Origin of the sequence: Vibrio sp. Y51_MX_L26 (assembly GCF_024181935.1) — a bacterium.
Classification (GTDB): Bacteria; Pseudomonadota; Gammaproteobacteria; order Enterobacterales; family Vibrionaceae; genus Vibrio; species Vibrio diabolicus.
Window position 1 is genome coordinate 181,600 of sequence record NZ_JAMZAS010000007.1, and the last position, 19,969, is coordinate 201,568.

Below are 19,969 nucleotides of genomic sequence, written 5' to 3' on the forward strand. Positions count from 1 at the left end.
GCTCATCGTGTGAGCGGCTTTCGATAAGATGAGAGCTATAGGATAGGATTAATATCTTGCTCTGTATGCTCACCTTCGACCACATCAACAGGTGTGTAATGTTGATAAATCAGGAAGCCATCTTCTGATGTTTCATGGTTATCTGGTGTATCAACATACGCGGTACAGGTGTACCCAATACTGTAGGTGCCTGGGCCCATGTAACCAAACTCGTAGCTGTAGGTTGTATTACCTTCTTCGTCTTGCGATTCATTCACGTTAGCTACTGCAACTGGCGCTTGGAGTGGTTCCATCGCGCCCATATCGCCCATGGTTGAGCGATCCATCGAACCTGCGTAAAGATAGACTGAGTGAACGGCAGGAACGTCATTTATTGCATTTGATGCTGCACTGTCTGCTTCACACGCTTGATACTGAATTTCACTGACTTCACCACCGATATGACCTGATTCTGATGCGTTTACTAAGCTTACCGCATTAGAGTTCATGTTCATGTAATCTTTGCCCGTTGGATCTGCCAGACCTTTACGCAAATCAAACTCGACAACATAGCTATTATGACCAGTATGAACTTTTACATACTGACCTTTTTGCGAAAACTTCAAGCGACCTTGATCGCTCGTATCTGGTTTAAAACCAAAACAACTGCCTCGGCTAGGCACAACTAAGCCTTTGATGTTGCCATCTGTCTTCTCTACGTATGACAGCGTTGTATCGTTTAATTGTTTGCCGTCTTTAGCGTACACACACATAGCATAATCACCAGGAGCGATGTCTTGCTCGCTAATGATCGTTTTAGCGTTACTTCCCTGATATTCCATTAGATCAACTTGGTGTAGTGCTCCATTGTCACTAACATCTAACAGAATATGTTCTCCAGTTTGTTCGCCAGTTTCTGGGTCAAATGGTACAAGGACAACATCTTTAAACGCTAAGACGACTTTGTTGGCATCGTCGACAGGCGCATCGGAAACGCTGAGAGAAAAAGTGGCTGCTTCTGTATCGGATGAAGAGTCGTCGCTACCACAGCCCGTCAATAAAAGACCGCCTGAGATGGCAAGTAAAGGGTAGGTATATTTTTTCATTATGACCTCTTGTTTACACTGCTGATAAATGTAAAAGGCTAGTCTCAAAGTCGAGAAATGATGTCATTGTATTGTGATAGAGAGGTCAATCTTCGATGGCGCTATATACAAGTCCTTTTTTATAAAACTAAGTTCTTAACTGTGATGAGGGGAGTTTGATAATAGTCAAGCTGGCTTGTTTCTTATGAGCGTAAGTTAGTATGATTTACTGCTAGAAGGAATTAGTATCATGGCATACAAGCACTTTATTAGAGAACTATTGGGTTTAGCGATTGTTGTCTCTGTCGTCTTTGGCGTTTTAGGTGTGATGTTAGAGCTCTTTGCACTGACGGCACTCTGGGAGCATCAGCAAGCGATAGCCGATGTATTCTTCCATGAATCTCTCTACTTTGTCGTATTTTTAATCCCACCATACTTCCTTTGGAAGTTGATTAACCGCCCTGAATTGGTTTCTGCGGACCAAGCTTATTTAGCAATGAGATTAGAGGCTGAAAGTCGACAATAAGCCGATTGAGTGAGTAATGAAAAGAAGAGGCTATGAGAAAACATTAGCCTCTTTTCTATCTGATTCGTGGGCAAAGTATTCGCTGCTTTATTGATTAAAAAGCTGCTTCGATTGTGCCTTTGAACGTACGATCGAGATAATCACGAATTGCTTGAGATTGATAAATAGAAACGAACTTTTTATACGCTTCATTATTTTTGTCTGCTTCACGAGTAGCGATTACCATGACGGCCAACGGTGCGTCTTTTGCTTCAAGATAGATACTTTGTTTCTTCGGGTCTAAACCAGAAGACATTACGTAGTTCATTGTGATCGCAGCCGCGTCTACATCATCCAATGTTCGTGGTAACTGGGCGGCATCTACCTCGACAAATTCAAACGACTTTGCATTTTTTGTAATATCAGTTAGGGCGGCTTTGTGGCCAACACCTTGTTTAAGCTCAATTAAACCTGCATCGGCGAGTAGCAATAGACCACGACCACCATTAGTTGGATCGTTTGGAATTGCTATGCGTGCATTGTTTGGAAGCTCTTGTAATGAGCGATACTTGTTAGAATAAAGCCCCATGCGCATCAGAATGGATTGACCAATCGACACTAATTGGGCGTCATGACTATTGTTGAAGTTGTCTAAAAATGGTTGGTGCTGATAGCTGTTAATGTCGATGCTACCATCACTAAGCGCGGCATTGGGTGTCACGTAATCAGAAAACTCGATGACTTCTACATTCAAGCCTTGCTTCGCTGCTTCCTTCGCTACTGCTTCAACTACTTGAGCATGAGGCCCTACGGTTGCTCCCACTTTTATGATAGAGCCATCTTTTTCTCCACAAGCACTTAAGCCAACTACTGCCGTGAGAACCAAAGCTAGTTTCTTTAGGTGACGAATACTTTTCATTGTAACTCCATTTTTGTTTTAGACGTCCATACGTTTACATGTCCATCCTATCAGAAGTCGAAAAAGGGTCAATGGTTTAAATAGCGAGCAGACATTTTGTTTCTACGACTATATAGAAAGCTTGGTAATAAGCGAAAAGAAAGAGGGGGTAGAACCGAGGAAGGTAATAAGTTTGAAGTTGTTGATGAGATGAGCAACGAATTACTACACCCACAACTGTACCCAAAGTCAGCAGACACAAAAAAGGCGTAGTAGGTACTAACCTGCTACGCCTTTCGAAATTTGGTGGCCCCTCGCAGACTTGAACTGCGGACCAATCGATTATGAGTCCTACCAGGTTCATTTTTATGAGTATGCAATGCTTGGTAATTTCTATTAAATTCAAATATTTATCTGTTTGTCTTTGTTGCGTTAGTTTGCATTGATTTTCATGTCACTTTTCTCTTGTCTGACCCATTACCTGACCTAGCTTTGCTTAGGCATGAAATCTGTCAATATTATTTTTGGCTGCTTTTAGGTTATGTCTATTGACCTAGAAAGTTAACTTCGCCAAAAAAGACAAGAGAAAATCAGAATGTTAACTGTTACTAAAATTCAATCCGCGACCAGTAGTAAAAATTCCTATTATCTCTGGGATCAATCAGGTCAACGCGGTACAGGGCGTTTGGGAGTAAAAATTTTCACTAGTGGGAAAAAGCAGTTCGTGTTTCGCTACTACCAGCACCAGAAAGAAAAATTTATCTCAATCGGTTTATTCAGTGCACGTGCTGGCAGCATGACTCTTACAGAAGCTCGCGAGAAAGCCCAAGTTTTCTCACAACTGTTGCTCGGCGGAAAAGATCCTAAATTGCACCTTGAACAACAAGAGAGCGAGCAGAAAAAAATTGATGCTGAGAGTAAAAGCTTAGGAACCATTGATGAGCTATTTCATAGCTACACGGAGCGCATGAAAATAGATGGAAAGAGAACGTATGAAGACGTGCGAAATGCGCTGGTACGAGAGTTCTATCCATATATAGACAAAAACACCAAAGCGTGTGATGTAACGACAGATGATATTAAATACGTTATTAGTATGATGATCCAGCGTGGAGCTATCACCCAAAGCAACCGAGTACGTAGCTATGTGATGGCGGCGTTTAACCATGGGATGCGCTTTGATAACGATCCTCGCTATTTCTCTTTAGAGTCGAAATTTGGCATAAAATACAATCCAGTAGCACCAATTCCAAAGCAAAAAGATGGAGAGCGCATTGGTGAAAGGTTCTTAGAATGGCGAGAGTTACGGCGTCTACTAAAAGATCTTCGTGAAAACTATGATCTTGTACCCATCGGACAAGATTTGAGGCACTTACTTCAACTGTGCATCTATCTAGGGGGACAACGACCATATGAGGTGATTACACTTGAATGGTGGAATGTTGATTGGGAAGAAAGGTTTGTCTGCATCACTAAAGAACGTTCCAAAAACAAAAAAGATCATATCGTACCGTTGAACGGATTGGCTTTTGAAATACTTCAGAAACAATATGAGCTTTCTGGTGGTGGACGATATGTTTTTCCAAATCCCAAAGATGCAGAAGAACCCATGAAAACTAGCTCAATTTGTCGTGCAGTGACTCGTTATCGCGATGCCGTAGGATTCGATAAGTTTGTGCCTAAAGATCTTCGCCGAACGTGTAAAACTTTGATGGGGGCATGCCGAATCAGCAAGGAAGTTCGAGATCGTATTCAAAATCACGCGTTACAAGATGTGAGTACACGTCACTATGATCGCTATGACTATTTTGACGATAAGTTAGTTGGGCTTGAAGCCTGGAGCAGTAAATTGAAAGAGTTGATTGGGTATGTTCCACCAGCGTTGTCAGTTGTACCCTCCGCTGAAACGTTACCTTTTCCAGACATTAAAAGTACTCAGTCGCTAAGAGCTAATCTTAAATAAAGATTGTTTTTGAAAGCCCCATTGGGGCTTTCTGTTAATTTTGTTACTACCTAGTTTTTGTCTAGATCATTCAGGTGATCAAGTAAGTATTCGGTGTAGTAAAGCGGCATCACGATGTGCTCCTTCTCTGTTGCTGGAGAGCCTTGAGTACCTGTAAGTTTGATTGTCTTGTGGGGTTTGCACTTCTCGATGTAGGATTGCAATGATTTCGCACGGGTTCGCTTACCACTCTTTACTTCTACAGGCACAATTCGACCTAGGTCATCAGCGATAATGAACTCTATCTCTGCTCTTGCGTCTCCCCAAGAGAAACTTGGTTCAATACCTAGCGCAGCGATTTCCTGTTGAACATAGTTTTCGGCGACATATCCCTTGTATTCATAGCCTTGCTGTTTGATTTCACGGTAACCAGTACCGAGCATATGGTTCAATAGCCCTACATCAAAGAGAAATAGTTTAACTGTATTGTCCTTCTGATAAGCAGCTAAAGGAGAACGAGGCTGTCCTTCAATAGGATGGTTTTTTAAAGCAAGCCGACACTTGTGAAGCCATGTAATCGCACTTTCATATTCAGCATAGCGAGACTTGCGTTCGTGAACTCCCTTGAACTTAAACCGTTTAACGGAGTCGTCGAATACCGAAGATAGTTGAGCGGGAATGCTTCGAAATACAGATTCGATTAGCTGTGCGTCCACTTTTCCAGAGTACTTTCCGAAATCACGCATGTAGCCCTCAATTAAGTTCCTATGGACTTCAGATACGGCTTCAATGCGTTCAATAATACTGAGTTCTGAGTTTTCGAACCATGAGTTTACGGCTTCAGGCATACCGCCAACAAAATAATAATCGGTCAGTAGTTCGATTAATTTTGTATGAGCAGCTGAAGAGTTCAGCTTTTGGTCAAATGCTTTGTGCAGTGCTTTTTCTCCAGATGCCCACAAGAATTCCCTGAAAGTCAGTGGCCTTAAGTTGTGCTGCTCAACTTTTCCAACGGGAAAGGACGTGAGCAATCCGATATTTGAACCACTGGCCGCAACATAAGCTTTGGGAGCCTTTTCTGCAAAGTACTTAAGAGAGGTGACCGCTCTTGGACATTCACCAATTTCATCTAAAATAAGGAGATCTGTCGATGGTTCGAAGATTTCTCCTGTTAAGAGTTCAATGTTGGTGATGATGTCATCAGGGTTTAGAGAGCCTGAAAAGGCTTCCATTAACTCAGGGCTTTCTAGAAAATCGATTCTTAGGACATTTTCGAATGTACTTCCTAATAGTTCCTGCAATAGGAATGTTTTACCAGTTTGTCTAGCACCGTCAATCAGCAAAGGCTTCCTTGTCGGCTTGTCTTTCCAGGTGAGTAGGTTTTCAAGTAGTGTTCGTTTCATCTAGCCACCTCAGTTAAAGTGCTTATCTGGTCGATTGTTTATTACATAAAAATGCGCAATAAAATGCAAGCGTTAACATTTAAGTGCGCATAAAAATGTATTAAATAACACTTTTATGCGCGTAAAAGTGTTATGTGTGTATTTGTGCGAATGATAGTGTTGGCATTGTGAAGGGAGGTGATGAATCTATGCATCATTTCTGATTGGTTGCTTCACAAGGCCAATGATCACAGTGAGAAAGCCCTAGCGGGCTTTCAGATGCCGAAGTTTGTTGCTGGCTAGCTCTTATAGGTAATAAGCTTTATTAGTAAGTAATCCACTGGTTAAGCGTACAGAACCCTTGGGGTTACAAATAAATGTCGTCCTACCGTCAGCGATGACTTTCTCTACAGCATCATGTTGATGCCCTGCCACCCAATACCTAGCTCTTGAGATCAACTCATTACTCAACCCTGCATGATAATACGGAGCATAATCGCTGCTGGCATTTTGCTCGAAAGCAAAAGCTTCTTTAGATGGAAGGTGGTGAGATATTGCTATATCAACTTTCTCTGGAAAGTTGTTAATGAATGCTTTGTGCTGCTCTTCAATCATTTGATGGCTGATGTACTTTGTATCATTCATCAGTTCTGAGTACACATCAATCAGCGCAGACGAGTATGTGTGGATAGGAAACCAAAGAGTTCCTCCATAAATACTACATCCATCTAAATTTATTGACTCATTATTCAAAAAGAACAGGTTTTCAGTTGTATCACTATGAGCCTTAAGCTTGGCTAGTACGGAACTCCTAGAATCTTTGAGAACGTCAGAGTTAGCACTAGATTTGCACCCAACGGACGTACTTCTATGGCGGTAGGATTTACTCTTATTGCTATACCATTCATGGTTTCCTGCAATCATTATCACAGTCTTAAAGTGGCGGCAAAGTACATTCTTCACATACGCCATGCCTAAGAGGCCGTTCGCTGTGTCACCTGCAACGACTAAAGTGGCTTCGTTATCGAAGCTATACCAGAAATCACGGCGTATTCCGTGAATGTCGAGATGCAGATCGGAAACAACGTAAAACTTCAAACTATCATGACCTTAGAGTTGATTGACTTCTCCATGGTACAGGGGTTTTTTAGATTAGAGAAGTGAGCACATACGCTAAGTGCTTTAACATCAGTAGCTTAAAGTGAAACCTCCATGGAAGACAATGATTGGACGCTTTGTTTGATTTTTCGGCACTAAGATTTAGACACTAACTTTTAGTGTCTAAATCTTGGTGGTTTATAACTGTCTGAAATTAATCGTTTTTATTGTAAACAGTTAAGGTTTTTTGCTGAGGAAACTTCTCAGAGGCTGGCGAGAGTGTAATTGTGCTACAGCCGTGTGTACGGCAGGCATTTTTATGAGCGAGGCTGATATGAAGAACGAGGCTAAGGCTACAAGAAGTGATAACGAGCAAGCCGAATCAAAGGATAGTAAGGTTACGCTAAATGGACTTCTTGACTTGCTTGATCACGCTATCTTTACCAATACTGATAAGCTAGTTGAAGTAACTGAAGCCCTCAAAATAGAACTGGAAGAGATCATCTATGGCTATCAAGTTGGCCTAGACGGAAAGTATCAAGAACAATCACCATTCGAGTCTGCACAGCATGAAGCTGTGCTACCCAAGCGGCATGCGCCGCAGTAACGAGTGTTCGGTATCATGAAAGATAGCCTTCTTGCAGTGTATTCTCTAATTCTTTGCCGAGAATAATCTCAAAGTCAGTAAATACAGCAATAGGGCGGCAAGCGTTGCCTTTTTCCTCTAACTGGATGAATCCTTTTGATGATAAGTCGTCGAGAGTTCGTGAGAGTTCGCGGATATGATGACCGCTAATCTCCGCAAGCTCAGCTAGACTTTCAGGCTTTTCTCTATTGATCAGCAGCATTAGTTCGATATTCTCATTACACAGTAGCTTTGAGGCTTCATTTAGTGACGTGAACCAAAGCGTCGGTAGATGCTTGTTATGGCTAATGTTGCCTGCGGCCACACTAATCATGTGCCTACGAATGAGATCTTCCGATGCAACCCCAATGCGAGCTTTCATGAGTATCCTTCTCAGAACGAAGTAATAGAATCCTAGTGTATACGACGCTGTTCTGAAAGAAAAAGTGGATAGTTATATTCGCTATGCTAATTGACGCCCCTTTCACGAGTAAAAGGTCAAGAGACTATTCTCATCGAACCCCTTTCGATTCAGTTGATTGTTAGCTCTTGTTTGGCTGCTAGCAAAGATACTCTCTCTGAATCAAAGTCCTGGGGATAATATGACACTAATTTTGATATTGTAAATGGTCCTAATTGGGTCATTTCATATAAGCACTCTGTCGATTGGTTTCAGTCAGTACTACTAGAAACTGCAATAATCAAAGAGTTCACTGAAGGGTATATTAACGAGGGTAAGTTGAACTCTAAACAAGACATTATCACTTGCTTCCATAATGCTCTTTTCCCATTTGATTTGAATATCCCTTTAGCCAATGGTGACGATGGAAGTCCCCAAACTCTTGGTGAATCAATACGTTTTTGGGTAAGACCACAAGGGAGCAGTCATCCTGTAGACGTCACAAAAGAGTTACTTACTGGCTTGATGACTTGAGTATCGGGCAAAATCGTGAGATTTCTTTCTTAGTTTTAGGTATAAGCGAGTTTAGCTAGTTGTTAGCACATACTACTTTATTAAACAACAGGATGAAACTAACTATGCCTATTAAAAGAAGAGTTAAAAATAATCATATCAATTATGAGCATGTGGCGAAGCTGATTCTTTTGTGTTCTCAAAAACACTGTTCAGATGCTGAAGCAGGTCAAAATAGGTTCAAAGTTCGTGAAGGTCTCATCCAGAAGATAACGGGCATACCTTTATCTCATGATGACCGCTTTTCCATTATCAGAGAGTTTAATTATCTAGGCTGGCAGGTAGCCATTAACCCTGATTATTGGCTTGTATTTGCGGTGGATGAAGATCAACTATTTAAATGGGATGAGGCTAGTTACCTGTATGGGCTGGAGCAAAGCATCAAAGCAATACAGCAGGGATATGAGCCGCAACTGGGAGAGATTTACGATTACTATCCACTTAGATCAAACCTAACTGCAAAGTTCTTAGGTTGGTCGGACGAAGATATTCAAGAACAGCTTGTGGAAGAGGCTTTAAGGGAAGCAACAGATGAAGTTGAAGAAGAGTATGAAGAAACAGGTGATAAATCTCTTCTAGGTATCGGACAGAATGATGAAATCTGCTTAACAAACTTCACTTTTTGGGAGTATCTAGACTTCGAACTGGCTAGAAATGGACTAGTTTTCAAATCTAAATAAGACTGGCGCAGGTGTGTGGTTACTCGATAGTAGCCACTTATCCTCCAAGGAGGTTTGTGTTGTTAACCCCTCAAATACCTACCGTGATCAATACCAGTAATCTTCACAAATGCCTAGAAGATGCGAAGTTCATATCGGAAAATGTTGGAGAGCAGAACATTCTCTTAGAGCTTCAAATTTATCTATTAAGGATAGATTTATTAATAGCCAATAGCCGTTTCCAGAGTGATTGGCGAACCAATACATTAACCCTCGATAAAATTCTTCGTAAACTTTTAGGACTCTCCAAGCAGATCGAGTCATTGACAGATAACCATGTTTTTTCAACTCGATATTGCCTTGATAGTGCTTTGGAACAAGTGAAGGTATTGATTACCGTAACCTGTAAAGCTATAGACGGTCGGTAATATTCTTGGTGTAATTTGGTGCTTGATATGATGGTTATGTTCTAAGACAGACTGAGTGATTATATGTCACCCCGACAATTACAAAGGACTATTTACAGTCTCTCCAGAAATGATTTGTGCAGTTTTTGGGAGTGCCCGCATCTGCTTAATCCTGATTCGTCACAATTCAGTGTGTGTTTCTTCCAACTCTTTTTAGATCACGAATTGATGTCTCTTTATTAGCAATTCGCAGGGGCCGATCTGAAGTTATGGTATTGTTGATAATGTCAATATTATCACGTTTCGTGTGTGTGAACTCGATAACGCCATATGAGGTCCTAAACTCCCCCCTTGCGTCCAGTCGTCATGATCGTAATTCGGTCAATCATCACTTGGGAAATGACACTGTATGGCAATCTGGTTAATAACTTAAAAGTGAACGGCCTACCTAGCGATTTTGGTATTATAATATTGATAATTAGGAAAAAACTCTTCAATATTGACGCTGCGAATAGCTAAGAAGCTCAAAGCCTATTTTTCAAGCTTTGAGCTTACCTTACGATTTGCTCAGATGATGGCTGCAAATTTAACTTTAATGAATACCAAAATTTTTTAAAAGGAACTAAAGATGGCAAGACATAGTGCCAATCGGGGAATACTGGTGCTGGAAAGTCCATGGGAATTGGATGATAGTGACTCTAACCGTTCAAGTGTTGTGCCTTTTATTGAAGGTGTTGCAAAATTGGCAGGGGATACAGAAGTTTACCATGCTGATTTTTATGACAAAAAGAGCTTTGAATATGCCTTAGAATGTCTTTGTAAAGTCAGGTTTTCTAACACTATTGTCTATATTGCAGCTCATGGGTACAAGAAGAAAATAGGTAATATGAAGTTAGAGGATATTCTTTTCGCTATTGGCATGAAATCAAAACAGTACAACATAACAGGGGTTATGTTCGGTTCATGTTTCGTCGGGGGGAATACTGAGTTAATCGAAGTCTTCACCACTGCCAATAATTTACGTTGGTGTGCAGGTTATGCTTCGACATCTAACTGGCTAAGTGGCACTTTCATCGATAGTGCAATCATTGCGCAGATGATCAATTTAGAAGAAAGTGAGTTCTCTAATCGAGATACACTTGTCGAACATCTTGCTTATGCAATATCCCCTTTCTCAGACCAAATGTACATTGGTGACGATTATGAAGAGAATCCTGTAGCTTTGTCGGACTCATTGCAGTTTATCGTGCAACCTAAGGGACAGGGTTATCATCCAAAAACGGTTTCGTCGGAAGTCTTCATAGCTAAGAAACAGTACGACGTATAAGATCTCCGCCACATGACGGATTAACTCGAACTGTAGTGGATGAGTTGATTTGGCCAATAGATAAGAGGTATTTGCAATACCTCAGATTATCCGCTAAATGCTAATTTAGGGAAAGCACTGCAAACTTTTGTCCAAAAGTGAGTTGTGTGGTTTTTGGGAGTACCCAAATCAGCCTTAATCATGATTCATCACTATCAAGTGTGTGTTTCTGCCAACCCTTTTCAAATCTCGAATTGCAGCTTCTTTCTTCGCAATCCGCAAGGGACGGCCTGAAGTTATGGTATTGCTGATAATGTCAATATCATCACGTTTCGTATGTGTGAATTCGATAACGCCGTAAGGTGTCTTAAACTCTCCCTTGCGTCCAGTCGTCATGATCGTAATTCGATCAAGCATTACTTGGGAAATAACACTGTATTCTGAAAGCGCCGATTCTAGAGAGATGTAGTTGTACTCTCCTCGTCGCAAGCATTTGGCAATGTATTCAATAGTATAACCGCCCTTATGACGACTGTATGAGAATACATAAACACCGTTGCATACCCGCTCTAGTACTCCAGCTTTCACCAAACGAGGTAAACTTTGCTGGAATGCTGTAAGTGAATCATCAAAAAATAATCTCCTGAGATCACTCTTTCGATAAACGTGTATACCTCGCCCGTCAAATTTATGCAGGCGCTCCAATGCAACCTCAATCTTCACGTCAATGCTCATAAGTAGCCATAAAAAGTAAGTATGACATATATTTTTGTACACTTATGGTTGAAGATAGCAACTGGTGATCGCTAATACCCTTCCTGATCCCTGATTGGTTTTTCCGAGTTAGGATCCTAACTCGGAATTATGATGAATATGGTTCTTTGAGGAGGGGGAATAGCGTCACCAATAGTCAGAATCTGTTCTTTATTCTCGGTTAGGATCCTAACTCGGAATTTATGGGGATGATTATGGTTGTTTTGAGGTAAGGAAATGGCAGCACCAATAGTCAGAAGCTGGTTCCCTATTCTCGGTTAGGATCCTAACTCGGAATCTATGATGATAAATATGATTCTTTGAGGAGGATAATCGCAACACTAATAGCCCAGAGTCCGATCTTTTTCATTTGGGTAGGAGTTTAACTAATTATTGCTTCTCTAATTTAATAATTAAAAAATCAAACGATTTTTATTTAATAATCAAATGTTAATGTTATTTTTAAAATAGTGGTTAAAGGTCCTTTACAAAGAGAATATTACTTGATAAATATAATAGTCATTGAATTTATCTATATATATTAAGAGGGTTGTCGATATGTCTCAAGTTTTGGTTTATTCTAAACGTAATCGTGAAATGAGTTATCTCTCTGCAAGAGAAGAACGTGAAACTAAGCCAAATAGATTTCAAGTCGTTTATAACGATATTTCGGATGAAGAAGCATTACGTAGAGCAAACTTTATTAATTTAGATGAAAAGAACAATGTTCCTCAAGTTCGTTTAAAAAGACAACCTATTAAGGAAGATAAAGAATGCCGAGTGCCTGGCTTATATGGTTGTAACCGTTATAAGTCAAGGAAAAATGAGACATTCAACGTGTTCTAACGTTGTTCTTTTTTTGCACAACGTTAAAGCCTGTGAGCTTGTGTCAGGCAAATGATGAAAGCCTTAAAAATTCCGTCATCAAAGCTCGTGGCAAGAGAATTTGCCAAGACTGGCAAGCAATGTGCCACTACTGGCATTGAAAGTGCCAGTAGTGGCAGAAGAATTTCTGCAATAATTTAGACTTATTTGGGTTTAACCTTCATTTTTGTAAAAGCTAACCTTATATTAGAATTATAACTTTATAATAGTTATAACAGTTATAATAGTTATAACATAAAAAATTAAATAAATAAAATTTAATTTTTTATGTTGGATTTTAATGTCAAGGTTTTTTAACTGAGTTTGTTTTTTATTATATATAAATAACTTTAGAGTAATGATTTTTATCTATGCGTAATAATTTATTTACTCGATTTTTATTAAGGCAAAGGTGGTTTGCCTTAATTATCGACTTAACTAGTCAACTTTAGCGAGATGTAAACACCCCTGTAGTATCAACAAACATCCGTTTTCTGATACTAGTTGTGATGCCAAAAAGGGGGCTATTGTGGGGAGTATGGGACGGACATTCGCTTATTGTCGTGTATCGACTAGTGAGCAAACAGTTTCAAATCAGATTTTAGCCATTCGGAATGCTGGCTACGATATTCAGGAGCACCGAATTGTTCATGAGACGGTTTCGGGGAGTGTACCTGCAACTGAACGACGTGAGTTCAAAATGTTGATTGAGCATAAACTTGAACCAGGGGACAAACTGGTGGTACTAAAGCTTGATCGACTTGGAAGAGATAACATCGATGTTCAGCATACGATCAGTATGCTGTTAGAAAAAGGTGTTACGCCAATTTCTCTGGATCTGCCGACCGCTGATCTAAGCTCAGCAGAGGGACGATTGATGCTACAAATGTTCTCAGCATTTGCTGAGTTTGAGCGAAACCGTATTCGGGAACGGACGTTGGAAGGGCAAGCTAGGGCTAAATCTGAGGGTAAGCGGATTGGCCGACCAGAAGCTATCAGTACAACTCAAAAAGTTCAAGAATGTAGGGTAAGAGGACTGAGTCAATCCAAAACAGCAAATGCTCTTGGTATCTCCATTCCGACGGTCAAGCGGCATTGGAACAAGCGGCTAACTGAAAGAGTTCAATGAGAACAATGTTCCATGATACTGTTAGGTTGAGTTGAGTTCTGCCAGAAGTAATTACTCGTTAAGAGGTTAACGATATTGCAAGAACCTTGTTCTTGCTTAGAGCAAGGCTACTAAGATATCACGCTGATATTTGATACAAGAACATTGTTCTGACTGGAAAATCGGATAACCTTTTTGCTAGGAAACGGCGCTGACAGAAAGGGATGCTTGTGGGCTTATTCATCAATACTCAAAAACTAACGGTAGCAAAAGAGGATCATTTAACTGAGTTCTTCGCTGCGGCGTTAAGGTCTTCAGAACGTTTCAGTCGTGCATTTGTCAGGTTGATTTTTGGAGACGAAGATAGCAGGTTGATCAGCAAGGTCGAGACACAAGTTATCTATCCTGGATGCCGACCAGACATGCGTTTGATATTAAGTGATGGTTCAATTGTTCTTTGTGAAAATAAACTCGATGCTGCCGAAACGATCGGTAATGTTGAGAGTGGCAACCTTTTACAATTGGAGCGATATCTGCAATTGCCTGTGGATCATGTGATTTATATTCGCTCTGAGTTACTGTCGCCTTCATACCAAGTTACGAGCCATCCTAAGTATCTATCGCCGATAGAAAGGCCTCATTATTTGTGGCGTGATATTTACCCTTTGTTATGCGAAGACTCCAATCCAATCGTCAAAGAATTACGAGATGGTTTTAAGAGCATGGGATTTGTTCCTGCTCACCCAGTGATTGGCGATCTGACACGTAATGTGCCAAGAGAACAGAGAGAGAATTTCTCTAAGTTTTGGATGCCGACAACGACTGCGGCCATTCAACAAGGTTGGAAGGTAGCAATTGGAGATGTAGTAGAACGATACTTTTACCACGAAACAGCAGAACTTGCTCGGGAAGTGTTCGTAAGCCCAATAAACCCTACCCGATTTTTGATTCGTTACACACCGCAAATATCTCAATGTGACGCTCTATTAAGTGCACTAGATACCGTTGAAAGTGAAGCCGAAGCACTAGTAGTGGTAACGAAAAAAACGGTACCACGAGCGAGTGGAATGGTCACTGTTATAGATGTTGAAACTCCTATGAACAATGTTCTACCAGCTCAACTAAAAACAGTGGAACAGATAGAGTCTAAGCTCAAAGCGTATGTATTGCCTTATCTGACGCTAGCTTTTAAGTAACACCTGTTTTGATTTTATGTGAATAACTATCTCGACAGTGAGATGATGTTTACTTGGAACAATGTTCTTATCGCAATCTTAAAATAGTAAAGATTGGGTATTTAATTAATCAATAAAAAACTGTGGAAGAACAATGTTCCGAATGATAAGTCAGAGAACCTTTCTTTTAATAAGAGAGGCTTTCAGAGAGTAGTGTTTGTGGAGTTAATAATTAATACTCAACAACTAGCCTTCTAAAAATATAATTAATTAAAAGTCCTGAAGAGTAGTTTTGCAATTAATAATAAAAAGGCCGAGATAAACTCGACCTTTTTATCCAACGCTTAACCGCCAGTTGGCGCGGAAGTGTAACCATCTATTAGTGGATAAAATAGTGATACATTTAATTGTATTAAAACTAAATTTTCTTTAAGCCACCAGTGAGGTGGAAGAAATTATTTTTACTTTTAAAGGTTAAGTAATATTAGTTTAAATATATCTTTAAGCCACTTTCTAGATAGAAGCTCTGCTTCTTGCTACGGGATTTAATATATTAGAATGTTTTTTCTTAATCAAGTGTTTTTTCAACTTGACTAAAAAGTTTTTTATGTATAATAAAAACTATATTTTTGACTTTTTAAGTGGATGGATCTTAATTAATATGACTATGCTATGAGCTTATTTAGCAAAAGGTCGTATTGACCCAAGGCTTTGCTCATCCATGATTTTATAGATCTTATAGTAGGGATATTCTAAATATTGGAACAATGTTCCCTGAGTCGCGAGTGTTGCAAACGGTATTGGTGAGCTGGTGATTGATACTGCGAGAACACTGTTCTCGCTCAAATCATCAAAACCTAAAGATTGAGTATTTGATTAACAAATAAAAAATGCTTCGAGGAGAACGATGTTCTACTCAAAGCTTGTTACTTGAGACTTTGGGTAGCTGAATCAGTCTGCTTTTTCTACAACCATGCCACTTTGCTCTGCAAAGTGAATCAATCGAGTGATATTGCTTAGGCTCCATTGGTTGGTGATGGCTATCACCTCGTCGTTAGGCAGGGTAATCAGCGCGTCCTCATCGCTGTGGAAGCGGCGAATTCTACCTTGAGGGATATCATCTGCTAGGATGGCAATGCGTCGTCTTACTGGCTCGTTAAATGCGTTGAGTACATCATTCAGGCTTTGTGGCTGATGCTTCTCGATCCAGTCCGTGACTAACGCTAGCGCGAGGTGACGCTTTTTATAGGTATGACCGCTATAGCGGTACTCCGAGTAATCTTTTTCGCCTTTTTGAACGCTTGTGCGCTGCTCGGCACGCTTCTCGCGGAACTTCACTTGGTACTCTTCCACTTCTGGAACAGGGATGATCTGCTCAGCATTGATCAGTACATCTTCTTTGTAGCGATAGGGCGTGAGGCGCACACAACTGATATCGACGCCTTTATCACGCAGCCATAACACAGAAGTGGTGAGTTCTTTACCGAAGTCTGCTGAGGCTAGAACGATTCGCACATCGTTACCAAAGTCATCCAAGCTGTTCTCATCAAGATCGACAAACTCTAGGATGGCTTCGCGGGCCTCGATCTCTAGACCTTCTTTCTTCAAGTACTGGGCATAGTAGTCACATGCTTTGTCGAACGTCATGGTAGAGATCATTGCGGCATAGCGTAGCGCTTGAAGTTCCATATGCGCCCCGATTTCATCCCGCTTAAGCTCGATGACGACTAAGTTGGCATTTTTGTCGATGGCTAACAGGTCGATACGGCGGCGGCTGTCTTCCCAGTCTGAAAACTCCTCTGATATCACCAAACAGTCAGGAGCGATGGCATCAATACAGCCTTTCAGCGCTTCTTGTAAATCGTGCCGCTCTTGCAGCCCTTCGGCTGCAAAAGTGGTCGGTGTCAGTGCGGTGAGGTTTTTATTGGCGATATTGTATAGGCTCATGGTTATACCGCCTGTTCGACAATAGCATCAGTCAGATGTAGTTGAGTGATTTGGGACTCTTTTAATCGAGTTTTAAGTTGATCGCAGACATCCATAAAATGATTAACCATAGCAACAACAAGTTTTTGTTCTCTCACTGGAGGAATAGGAATAACAAACTTAGATATATTACTCATACTCAAGTTTGGCCTAGCATTATCTACTTGTTTATCATACATATAAGAGATGCAGATTCGGCTATTGAAGAAAATCAGGAAAAATTCGGGTATCAGTTCATGAGCAAGTATGCGAATAAGGCATACTGCTTGATTAATATTAGCTACACGATCGCTATCAAATAATGCTGTTCTTCCAATCGATGCCCCTACAATATTCATTAAAAAATCATCTTGCTTTAGAATTGAACGAGGCTCTATGTCATTGAATTTTTTTTCTACGTACTTTTCATTATCCAATAAAAGCTTAAATGCACCTACATTTTCACTTGTAACAAAAAGGACATCTTCAGGATTTTCTGTATAACTGACACCTTGCCATTTAGGAGACGATCCTTTAGTTATTAATTCACTTAAGCTTTCGAGCCTTGAAAAACTCCATCCATTCGGCAGTTCAAACGGCTTTTCATCTTCAGCAATCGGCGGTAGGGCTTTTTGCTTTTTGATTTTCTTCTCTTTAACTAACTGTGCTTTTTCTTCCGCAATTCTTTTCAGTAACTCAGCAGCAGGTTCATCACTTGGATCTTGCGGAACCAACTTACCCATCACAGCCAGTTGTAGGATGGTTTGTTTAAGCTGGTCGATACACTCTTCAGTGGTGAACAAAGTATCGAAATGCTCACTGATTCGCGCCCAGTTTTGCATTAACTCGTTAGCATCGGCAGAGTTGGTGAGTGTGTCCAACAGAGTCGTTACCAGCACTTGATGCGCTTCAATACTGCTTTCGGTTTGTTGCTCAAGCTTGTCGCAAAGCGCCATTAATTCATCGACCTTGGCGACGATGCGGTGTTGTTCTTTTTCAGGTGGAAGTAATACCAAGATCGAGTTCATTTTCGCTTGGTTCATTTTGGGCTGGGCAATACCAGTTATATATGGAATAAGTGAAATCGAGTTAATATACAAGCTAAGGTAGATTAAAAAGTCTTCACTAATACCATCTATAACGTGTGCATGATTATTAACCCAGTATTTTCCGCGAGCCATAAATGCTATAGGGGTGCTCCTATTTACTAAGTTTGCACCATCTTCCCCTATCAAGAGAAGCGGTTTATCAAATAGATACGCATCAATCGAGTCTATTACTCCCGAAGCACCATAGTAGTCATAGATCCCTTGACGTCCTTTTCGTTCACTTACTGATAGCGGTATTCTTTGTGCGTCAAGGTTGAAAGTTATGTCTCCAAAATCAGCAGCAACCCATCCTAGAGGTAATTCCTCGGCGGAAATTATTGCATCGTGAACTTTGCTTTTCTTTGTTTTTTTTAAGGTGCCATCTGCTAGAAGTTCTTTCTTCTTAGCCATGATTCTTTGAACCAATATATCTGCTGGCTCATCATTGGGGTCTTGTGGAACTAATTTCCCGTGAACCGCTAGTTCAAGAATAAGCTTGCGCAGCTTCTTAATCCCATAAAGCTCTAGTTTCTTGCTGCTACCGCGACCAGAGGTCGATTTGGTCTTTACTGCCGAAGTCCAAATATCAATATGCTCGGTGATCAGGTTTTCTACAGCCATTATTGTTCTCCACCTTGCTTTTTACCTTGAATGGTAGAGCTAAGCGCATCACCGAGAATGCCTTTCAGTTGGTCACGCAGTGCTTTAATGTCTTGTTGTTGCTGCTGATAGTTCGCCAGTAACTCTTCAGGATCATGGCTGACGACTTCGTCCTGATACGGGTTTTTAATATCAAGGTTAAAGTTGCGCTCGATAATATCCTCAATCGACACTTTCCAAGCTTGCTTGGTCTCGATGCGGCTAGAGAATCCATCGGCCTCGTTACCCCACCAATCGATCTCTTGCTGGAACTCCTCAAACTTCATCGGTTTGGTTTTGCTGTAGTTCTTCACGCCTTCTGGGTAAGGGTGCTCATAGAACCACACTTCTTTGGTCGGTTGGCCTTTGGTGAAAAATAGAATGTTGGTCTTAATGCCCGTGTATGGGTTGAACACGCCATTAGGTAAGCGAATAATCGTGTGCAGGTTACACTCTTCCGTCAGCATCTTTTTAATTTTGGTTTTTACACCTTCACCAAATAAGGTGCCATCAGGCAACACCACACCAGCGCGACCATCTTTATCCAATACTTCGACAATAAGCTGCAAGAACAGATCGGCGGTTTCACGAGTTTGCATTTCGGCAGGGAAGTTCTTTTCAATCCCGTCCTCTTCTGTACCGCCAAACGGTGGGTTAGTCGCAATCACATTGATATTGCTATCCCAGTTTGAAAGCGGCTTGTTAAGCGTGTTGCCGTGCTTGATCTGCACAGGGACTTCGATGCCGTGGAGCATCATATTGGTGATACACAGCAAGTGTGGCAGTTGTTTCTTCTCTACACCATGGATTTGCTTTTGCAGTGTTTGGTGGTCGGCTGCGCTTGTCACGTAGTTCTCTTTGACGTGATCGAACGAGCAAGCCAGAAATCCGCCCGTGCCGCAGGCAGGATCCATAATTTGTTCACCTAGCTTTGGATCCAGTCTGTTGACGATAAAACGAGTCACCGCGCGAGGGGTATAGAACTCACCCGCATTACCTGCGCTTTGAAGATCGCGTAGGATTTGTTCATAGATATCACCAAACAGGTGGCGTTCTTTAGAGTCAGTAAAGTCGATTTCATTGAGCTTGTTAATCACTTGGCGAAGCAGTGTGCCATTTTTCATGTAGTTGAAGGCATCACTAAAGGCTTCTTTCACCACAAAACCGCGTGGGTTGGTGTCTTTCGGTGCGGTTAGATTTTTTAACGTCGGGAATAGGTCATCATTGATGAATTCCAGCAGCTCATCACCTGTAATGCCTTGGTTATCTGCCGCCCAGTTACGCCATAGGTATTTCGTTGGGATGGGTTCGCGGTAATCATCTAACTCGAACTCTAGCTCTTCCTCTTGAGCATCAAACACTTTAAGGAATAAAAGCCACGACATTTGACCTAGACGCTGCGCGTCACCATCAACACCCGCATCTTTACGCATGATGTCTTGAATAGACTTGATAACTGAACTGATTGACATGGAGTTCTACTACTAAATGACTGAAAAAAATTGGGGCAGATTATAG

The 19,969-nt window shown here is 41.0% G+C and carries 17 protein-coding genes and 1 pseudogene; 8 read left to right on the forward strand and 10 right to left on the reverse strand.

All coding sequences use genetic code 11. From position 1 onward, the window contains the following. Nucleotides 1-35: 35 nt before the first annotated feature. Nucleotides 36-1,085, reverse strand: coding sequence for a DUF4382 domain-containing protein (locus NL645_RS16070; protein WP_046874012.1), 1,050 nt, complete (start codon nt 1,083-1,085; stop codon nt 36-38). Between the two features lie 229 nt (nt 1,086-1,314). Between NL645_RS16070 and NL645_RS16075 the strand changes: the two genes are divergently transcribed. Beyond that, a complete protein-coding gene (locus tag NL645_RS16075; protein ID WP_048626615.1) occupies nt 1,315-1,590 on the forward strand; it encodes a hypothetical protein in 276 nt (91 codons plus the stop codon). Nucleotides 1,591-1,684: 94 nt separating this feature from the next. On the opposite strand, the gene NL645_RS16080 is transcribed toward NL645_RS16075, so the two are convergent. Next, a complete protein-coding gene (locus NL645_RS16080; protein WP_253652027.1) occupies nt 1,685-2,488 on the reverse strand; it encodes a MetQ/NlpA family ABC transporter substrate-binding protein in 804 nt (267 codons plus the stop codon). 574 nt (nt 2,489-3,062) lie between these two features. Here NL645_RS16080 and NL645_RS16085 point away from each other — a divergent pair. Then, the gene (locus tag NL645_RS16085) at nt 3,063-4,430 is read left to right on the forward strand and encodes a site-specific integrase (protein ID WP_182019229.1); all 1,368 of its coding nucleotides are present in this window, start codon (nt 3,063-3,065) and stop codon (nt 4,428-4,430) included. Nucleotides 4,431-4,480: 50 nt separating this feature from the next. Here the strand turns inward: NL645_RS16085 and NL645_RS16090 are convergent, their stop codons facing one another. Beyond that, complete coding sequence (locus NL645_RS16090) at nt 4,481-5,812, reverse strand: ATP-binding protein (RefSeq protein WP_253652028.1); 1,332 nt, start codon at nt 5,810-5,812, stop codon at nt 4,481-4,483. A gap of 285 nt (nt 5,813-6,097) precedes the next feature. Beyond that, nucleotides 6,098-6,889 carry a metallophosphoesterase gene (locus NL645_RS16095; RefSeq protein ID WP_078581137.1) on the reverse strand — a complete coding sequence of 264 codons (792 nt, stop codon included), beginning with the start codon at nt 6,887-6,889 and terminating at the stop codon, nt 6,098-6,100. Between the two features lie 319 nt (nt 6,890-7,208). Here NL645_RS16095 and NL645_RS16100 point away from each other — a divergent pair, with 319 nt between their 5' ends. Beyond that, a complete protein-coding gene (locus tag NL645_RS16100) occupies nt 7,209-7,496 on the forward strand; it encodes a hypothetical protein (protein ID WP_253652029.1) in 288 nt (95 codons plus the stop codon). 13 nt (nt 7,497-7,509) lie between these two features. On the opposite strand, the gene NL645_RS16105 is transcribed toward NL645_RS16100, so the two are convergent. After that, nucleotides 7,510-7,896, reverse strand: coding sequence for a transcriptional regulator (locus tag NL645_RS16105; protein WP_253652030.1), 387 nt, complete (start codon nt 7,894-7,896; stop codon nt 7,510-7,512). A gap of 656 nt (nt 7,897-8,552) precedes the next feature. Between NL645_RS16105 and NL645_RS16110 the strand changes: the two genes are divergently transcribed. Further along, nucleotides 8,553-9,167, forward strand: a complete 615-nt coding sequence (locus NL645_RS16110; protein ID WP_250154589.1) for a hypothetical protein — start codon at nt 8,553-8,555, stop codon at nt 9,165-9,167. Nucleotides 9,168-9,740: 573 nt separating this feature from the next. Here the strand turns inward: NL645_RS16110 and NL645_RS16115 are convergent. Continuing rightward, nucleotides 9,741-9,963, reverse strand: a pseudogene (locus NL645_RS16115) (hypothetical protein); the annotation flags it as partial. A gap of 218 nt (nt 9,964-10,181) precedes the next feature. On the opposite strand from NL645_RS16115, the gene NL645_RS16120 reads away from it, so the two are divergent. Further along, nucleotides 10,182-10,880, forward strand: a complete 699-nt coding sequence (locus NL645_RS16120) for a hypothetical protein (RefSeq protein ID WP_213869531.1) — start codon at nt 10,182-10,184, stop codon at nt 10,878-10,880. 174 nt (nt 10,881-11,054) lie between these two features. On the opposite strand, the gene NL645_RS16125 is transcribed toward NL645_RS16120, so the two are convergent. Beyond that, the gene (locus NL645_RS16125) at nt 11,055-11,594 is read right to left on the reverse strand and encodes a hypothetical protein (protein WP_253652031.1); all 540 of its coding nucleotides are present in this window, start codon (nt 11,592-11,594) and stop codon (nt 11,055-11,057) included. 576 nt (nt 11,595-12,170) lie between these two features. Here NL645_RS16125 and NL645_RS16130 point away from each other — a divergent pair. The 3 genes from NL645_RS16130 (at nt 12,171) to NL645_RS16140 (ending at nt 14,780) form a co-directional block, all read left to right on the forward strand. Then, a complete protein-coding gene (locus NL645_RS16130) occupies nt 12,171-12,458 on the forward strand; it encodes a hypothetical protein (protein WP_253652032.1) in 288 nt (95 codons plus the stop codon). Between the two features lie 556 nt (nt 12,459-13,014). After that, on the forward strand, nt 13,015-13,605 hold the full coding sequence (locus NL645_RS16135; RefSeq protein WP_001963163.1) for a recombinase family protein: 591 nt from the start codon (nt 13,015-13,017) through the stop codon (nt 13,603-13,605). Nucleotides 13,606-13,808: 203 nt separating this feature from the next. Continuing rightward, nucleotides 13,809-14,780 (forward strand): hypothetical protein, encoded by a 972-nt coding sequence (locus NL645_RS16140; RefSeq protein WP_253652033.1) that lies wholly within the window; start codon nt 13,809-13,811, stop codon nt 14,778-14,780. 930 nt (nt 14,781-15,710) lie between these two features. On the opposite strand, the gene NL645_RS16145 is transcribed toward NL645_RS16140, so the two are convergent. The 3 genes from NL645_RS16145 to NL645_RS16155 are packed head-to-tail and all read right to left on the reverse strand — an operon-like array spanning nt 15,711 to nt 19,923. Next, nucleotides 15,711-16,706, reverse strand: coding sequence for a hypothetical protein (locus NL645_RS16145; RefSeq protein WP_140104346.1), 996 nt, complete (start codon nt 16,704-16,706; stop codon nt 15,711-15,713). Nucleotides 16,707-16,708: 2 nt separating this feature from the next. Continuing rightward, nucleotides 16,709-18,433, reverse strand: coding sequence for a restriction endonuclease subunit S (locus NL645_RS16150; RefSeq protein WP_086587227.1), 1,725 nt, complete (start codon nt 18,431-18,433; stop codon nt 16,709-16,711). Next, nucleotides 18,433-19,923 (reverse strand): N-6 DNA methylase, encoded by a 1,491-nt coding sequence (locus NL645_RS16155; protein WP_086587226.1) that lies wholly within the window; start codon nt 19,921-19,923, stop codon nt 18,433-18,435. The genes NL645_RS16150 and NL645_RS16155 overlap by 1 nt, the downstream gene beginning before the upstream one ends. Nucleotides 19,924-19,969: the final 46 nt, after the last annotated feature.

What these genes read in the sequence shown, in the direction of transcription:
- NL645_RS16110 (WP_250154589.1), top strand. Translation starts at nt 8,553, where the DNA reads ATGCCTATTAAAAGAAGAGTTAAAAATAATCATATCAATTATGAGCAT.
- NL645_RS16140 (WP_253652033.1), top strand. Translation starts at nt 13,809, where the DNA reads ATGCTTGTGGGCTTATTCATCAATACTCAAAAACTAACGGTAGCAAAA.
- NL645_RS16080 (WP_253652027.1), bottom strand. Translation starts at nt 2,488, where the DNA reads ATGAAAAGTATTCGTCACCTAAAGAAACTAGCTTTGGTTCTCACGGCA.
- NL645_RS16135 (WP_001963163.1), top strand. Translation starts at nt 13,015, where the DNA reads ATGGGACGGACATTCGCTTATTGTCGTGTATCGACTAGTGAGCAAACA.
- NL645_RS16070 (WP_046874012.1), bottom strand. Translation starts at nt 1,085, where the DNA reads ATGAAAAAATATACCTACCCTTTACTTGCCATCTCAGGCGGTCTTTTA.
- NL645_RS16155 (WP_086587226.1), bottom strand. Translation starts at nt 19,923, where the DNA reads ATGTCAATCAGTTCAGTTATCAAGTCTATTCAAGACATCATGCGTAAA.
- NL645_RS16100 (WP_253652029.1), top strand. Translation starts at nt 7,209, where the DNA reads ATGAGCGAGGCTGATATGAAGAACGAGGCTAAGGCTACAAGAAGTGAT.
- NL645_RS16130 (WP_253652032.1), top strand. Translation starts at nt 12,171, where the DNA reads ATGTCTCAAGTTTTGGTTTATTCTAAACGTAATCGTGAAATGAGTTAT.
- NL645_RS16085 (WP_182019229.1), top strand. Translation starts at nt 3,063, where the DNA reads ATGTTAACTGTTACTAAAATTCAATCCGCGACCAGTAGTAAAAATTCC.
- NL645_RS16075 (WP_048626615.1), top strand. Translation starts at nt 1,315, where the DNA reads ATGGCATACAAGCACTTTATTAGAGAACTATTGGGTTTAGCGATTGTT.
- NL645_RS16125 (WP_253652031.1), bottom strand. Translation starts at nt 11,594, where the DNA reads ATGAGCATTGACGTGAAGATTGAGGTTGCATTGGAGCGCCTGCATAAA.
- NL645_RS16120 (WP_213869531.1), top strand. Translation starts at nt 10,182, where the DNA reads ATGGCAAGACATAGTGCCAATCGGGGAATACTGGTGCTGGAAAGTCCA.
- NL645_RS16150 (WP_086587227.1), bottom strand. Translation starts at nt 18,433, where the DNA reads ATGGCTGTAGAAAACCTGATCACCGAGCATATTGATATTTGGACTTCG.
- NL645_RS16105 (WP_253652030.1), bottom strand. Translation starts at nt 7,896, where the DNA reads ATGAAAGCTCGCATTGGGGTTGCATCGGAAGATCTCATTCGTAGGCAC.
- NL645_RS16145 (WP_140104346.1), bottom strand. Translation starts at nt 16,706, where the DNA reads ATGAGCCTATACAATATCGCCAATAAAAACCTCACCGCACTGACACCG.
- NL645_RS16090 (WP_253652028.1), bottom strand. Translation starts at nt 5,812, where the DNA reads ATGAAACGAACACTACTTGAAAACCTACTCACCTGGAAAGACAAGCCG.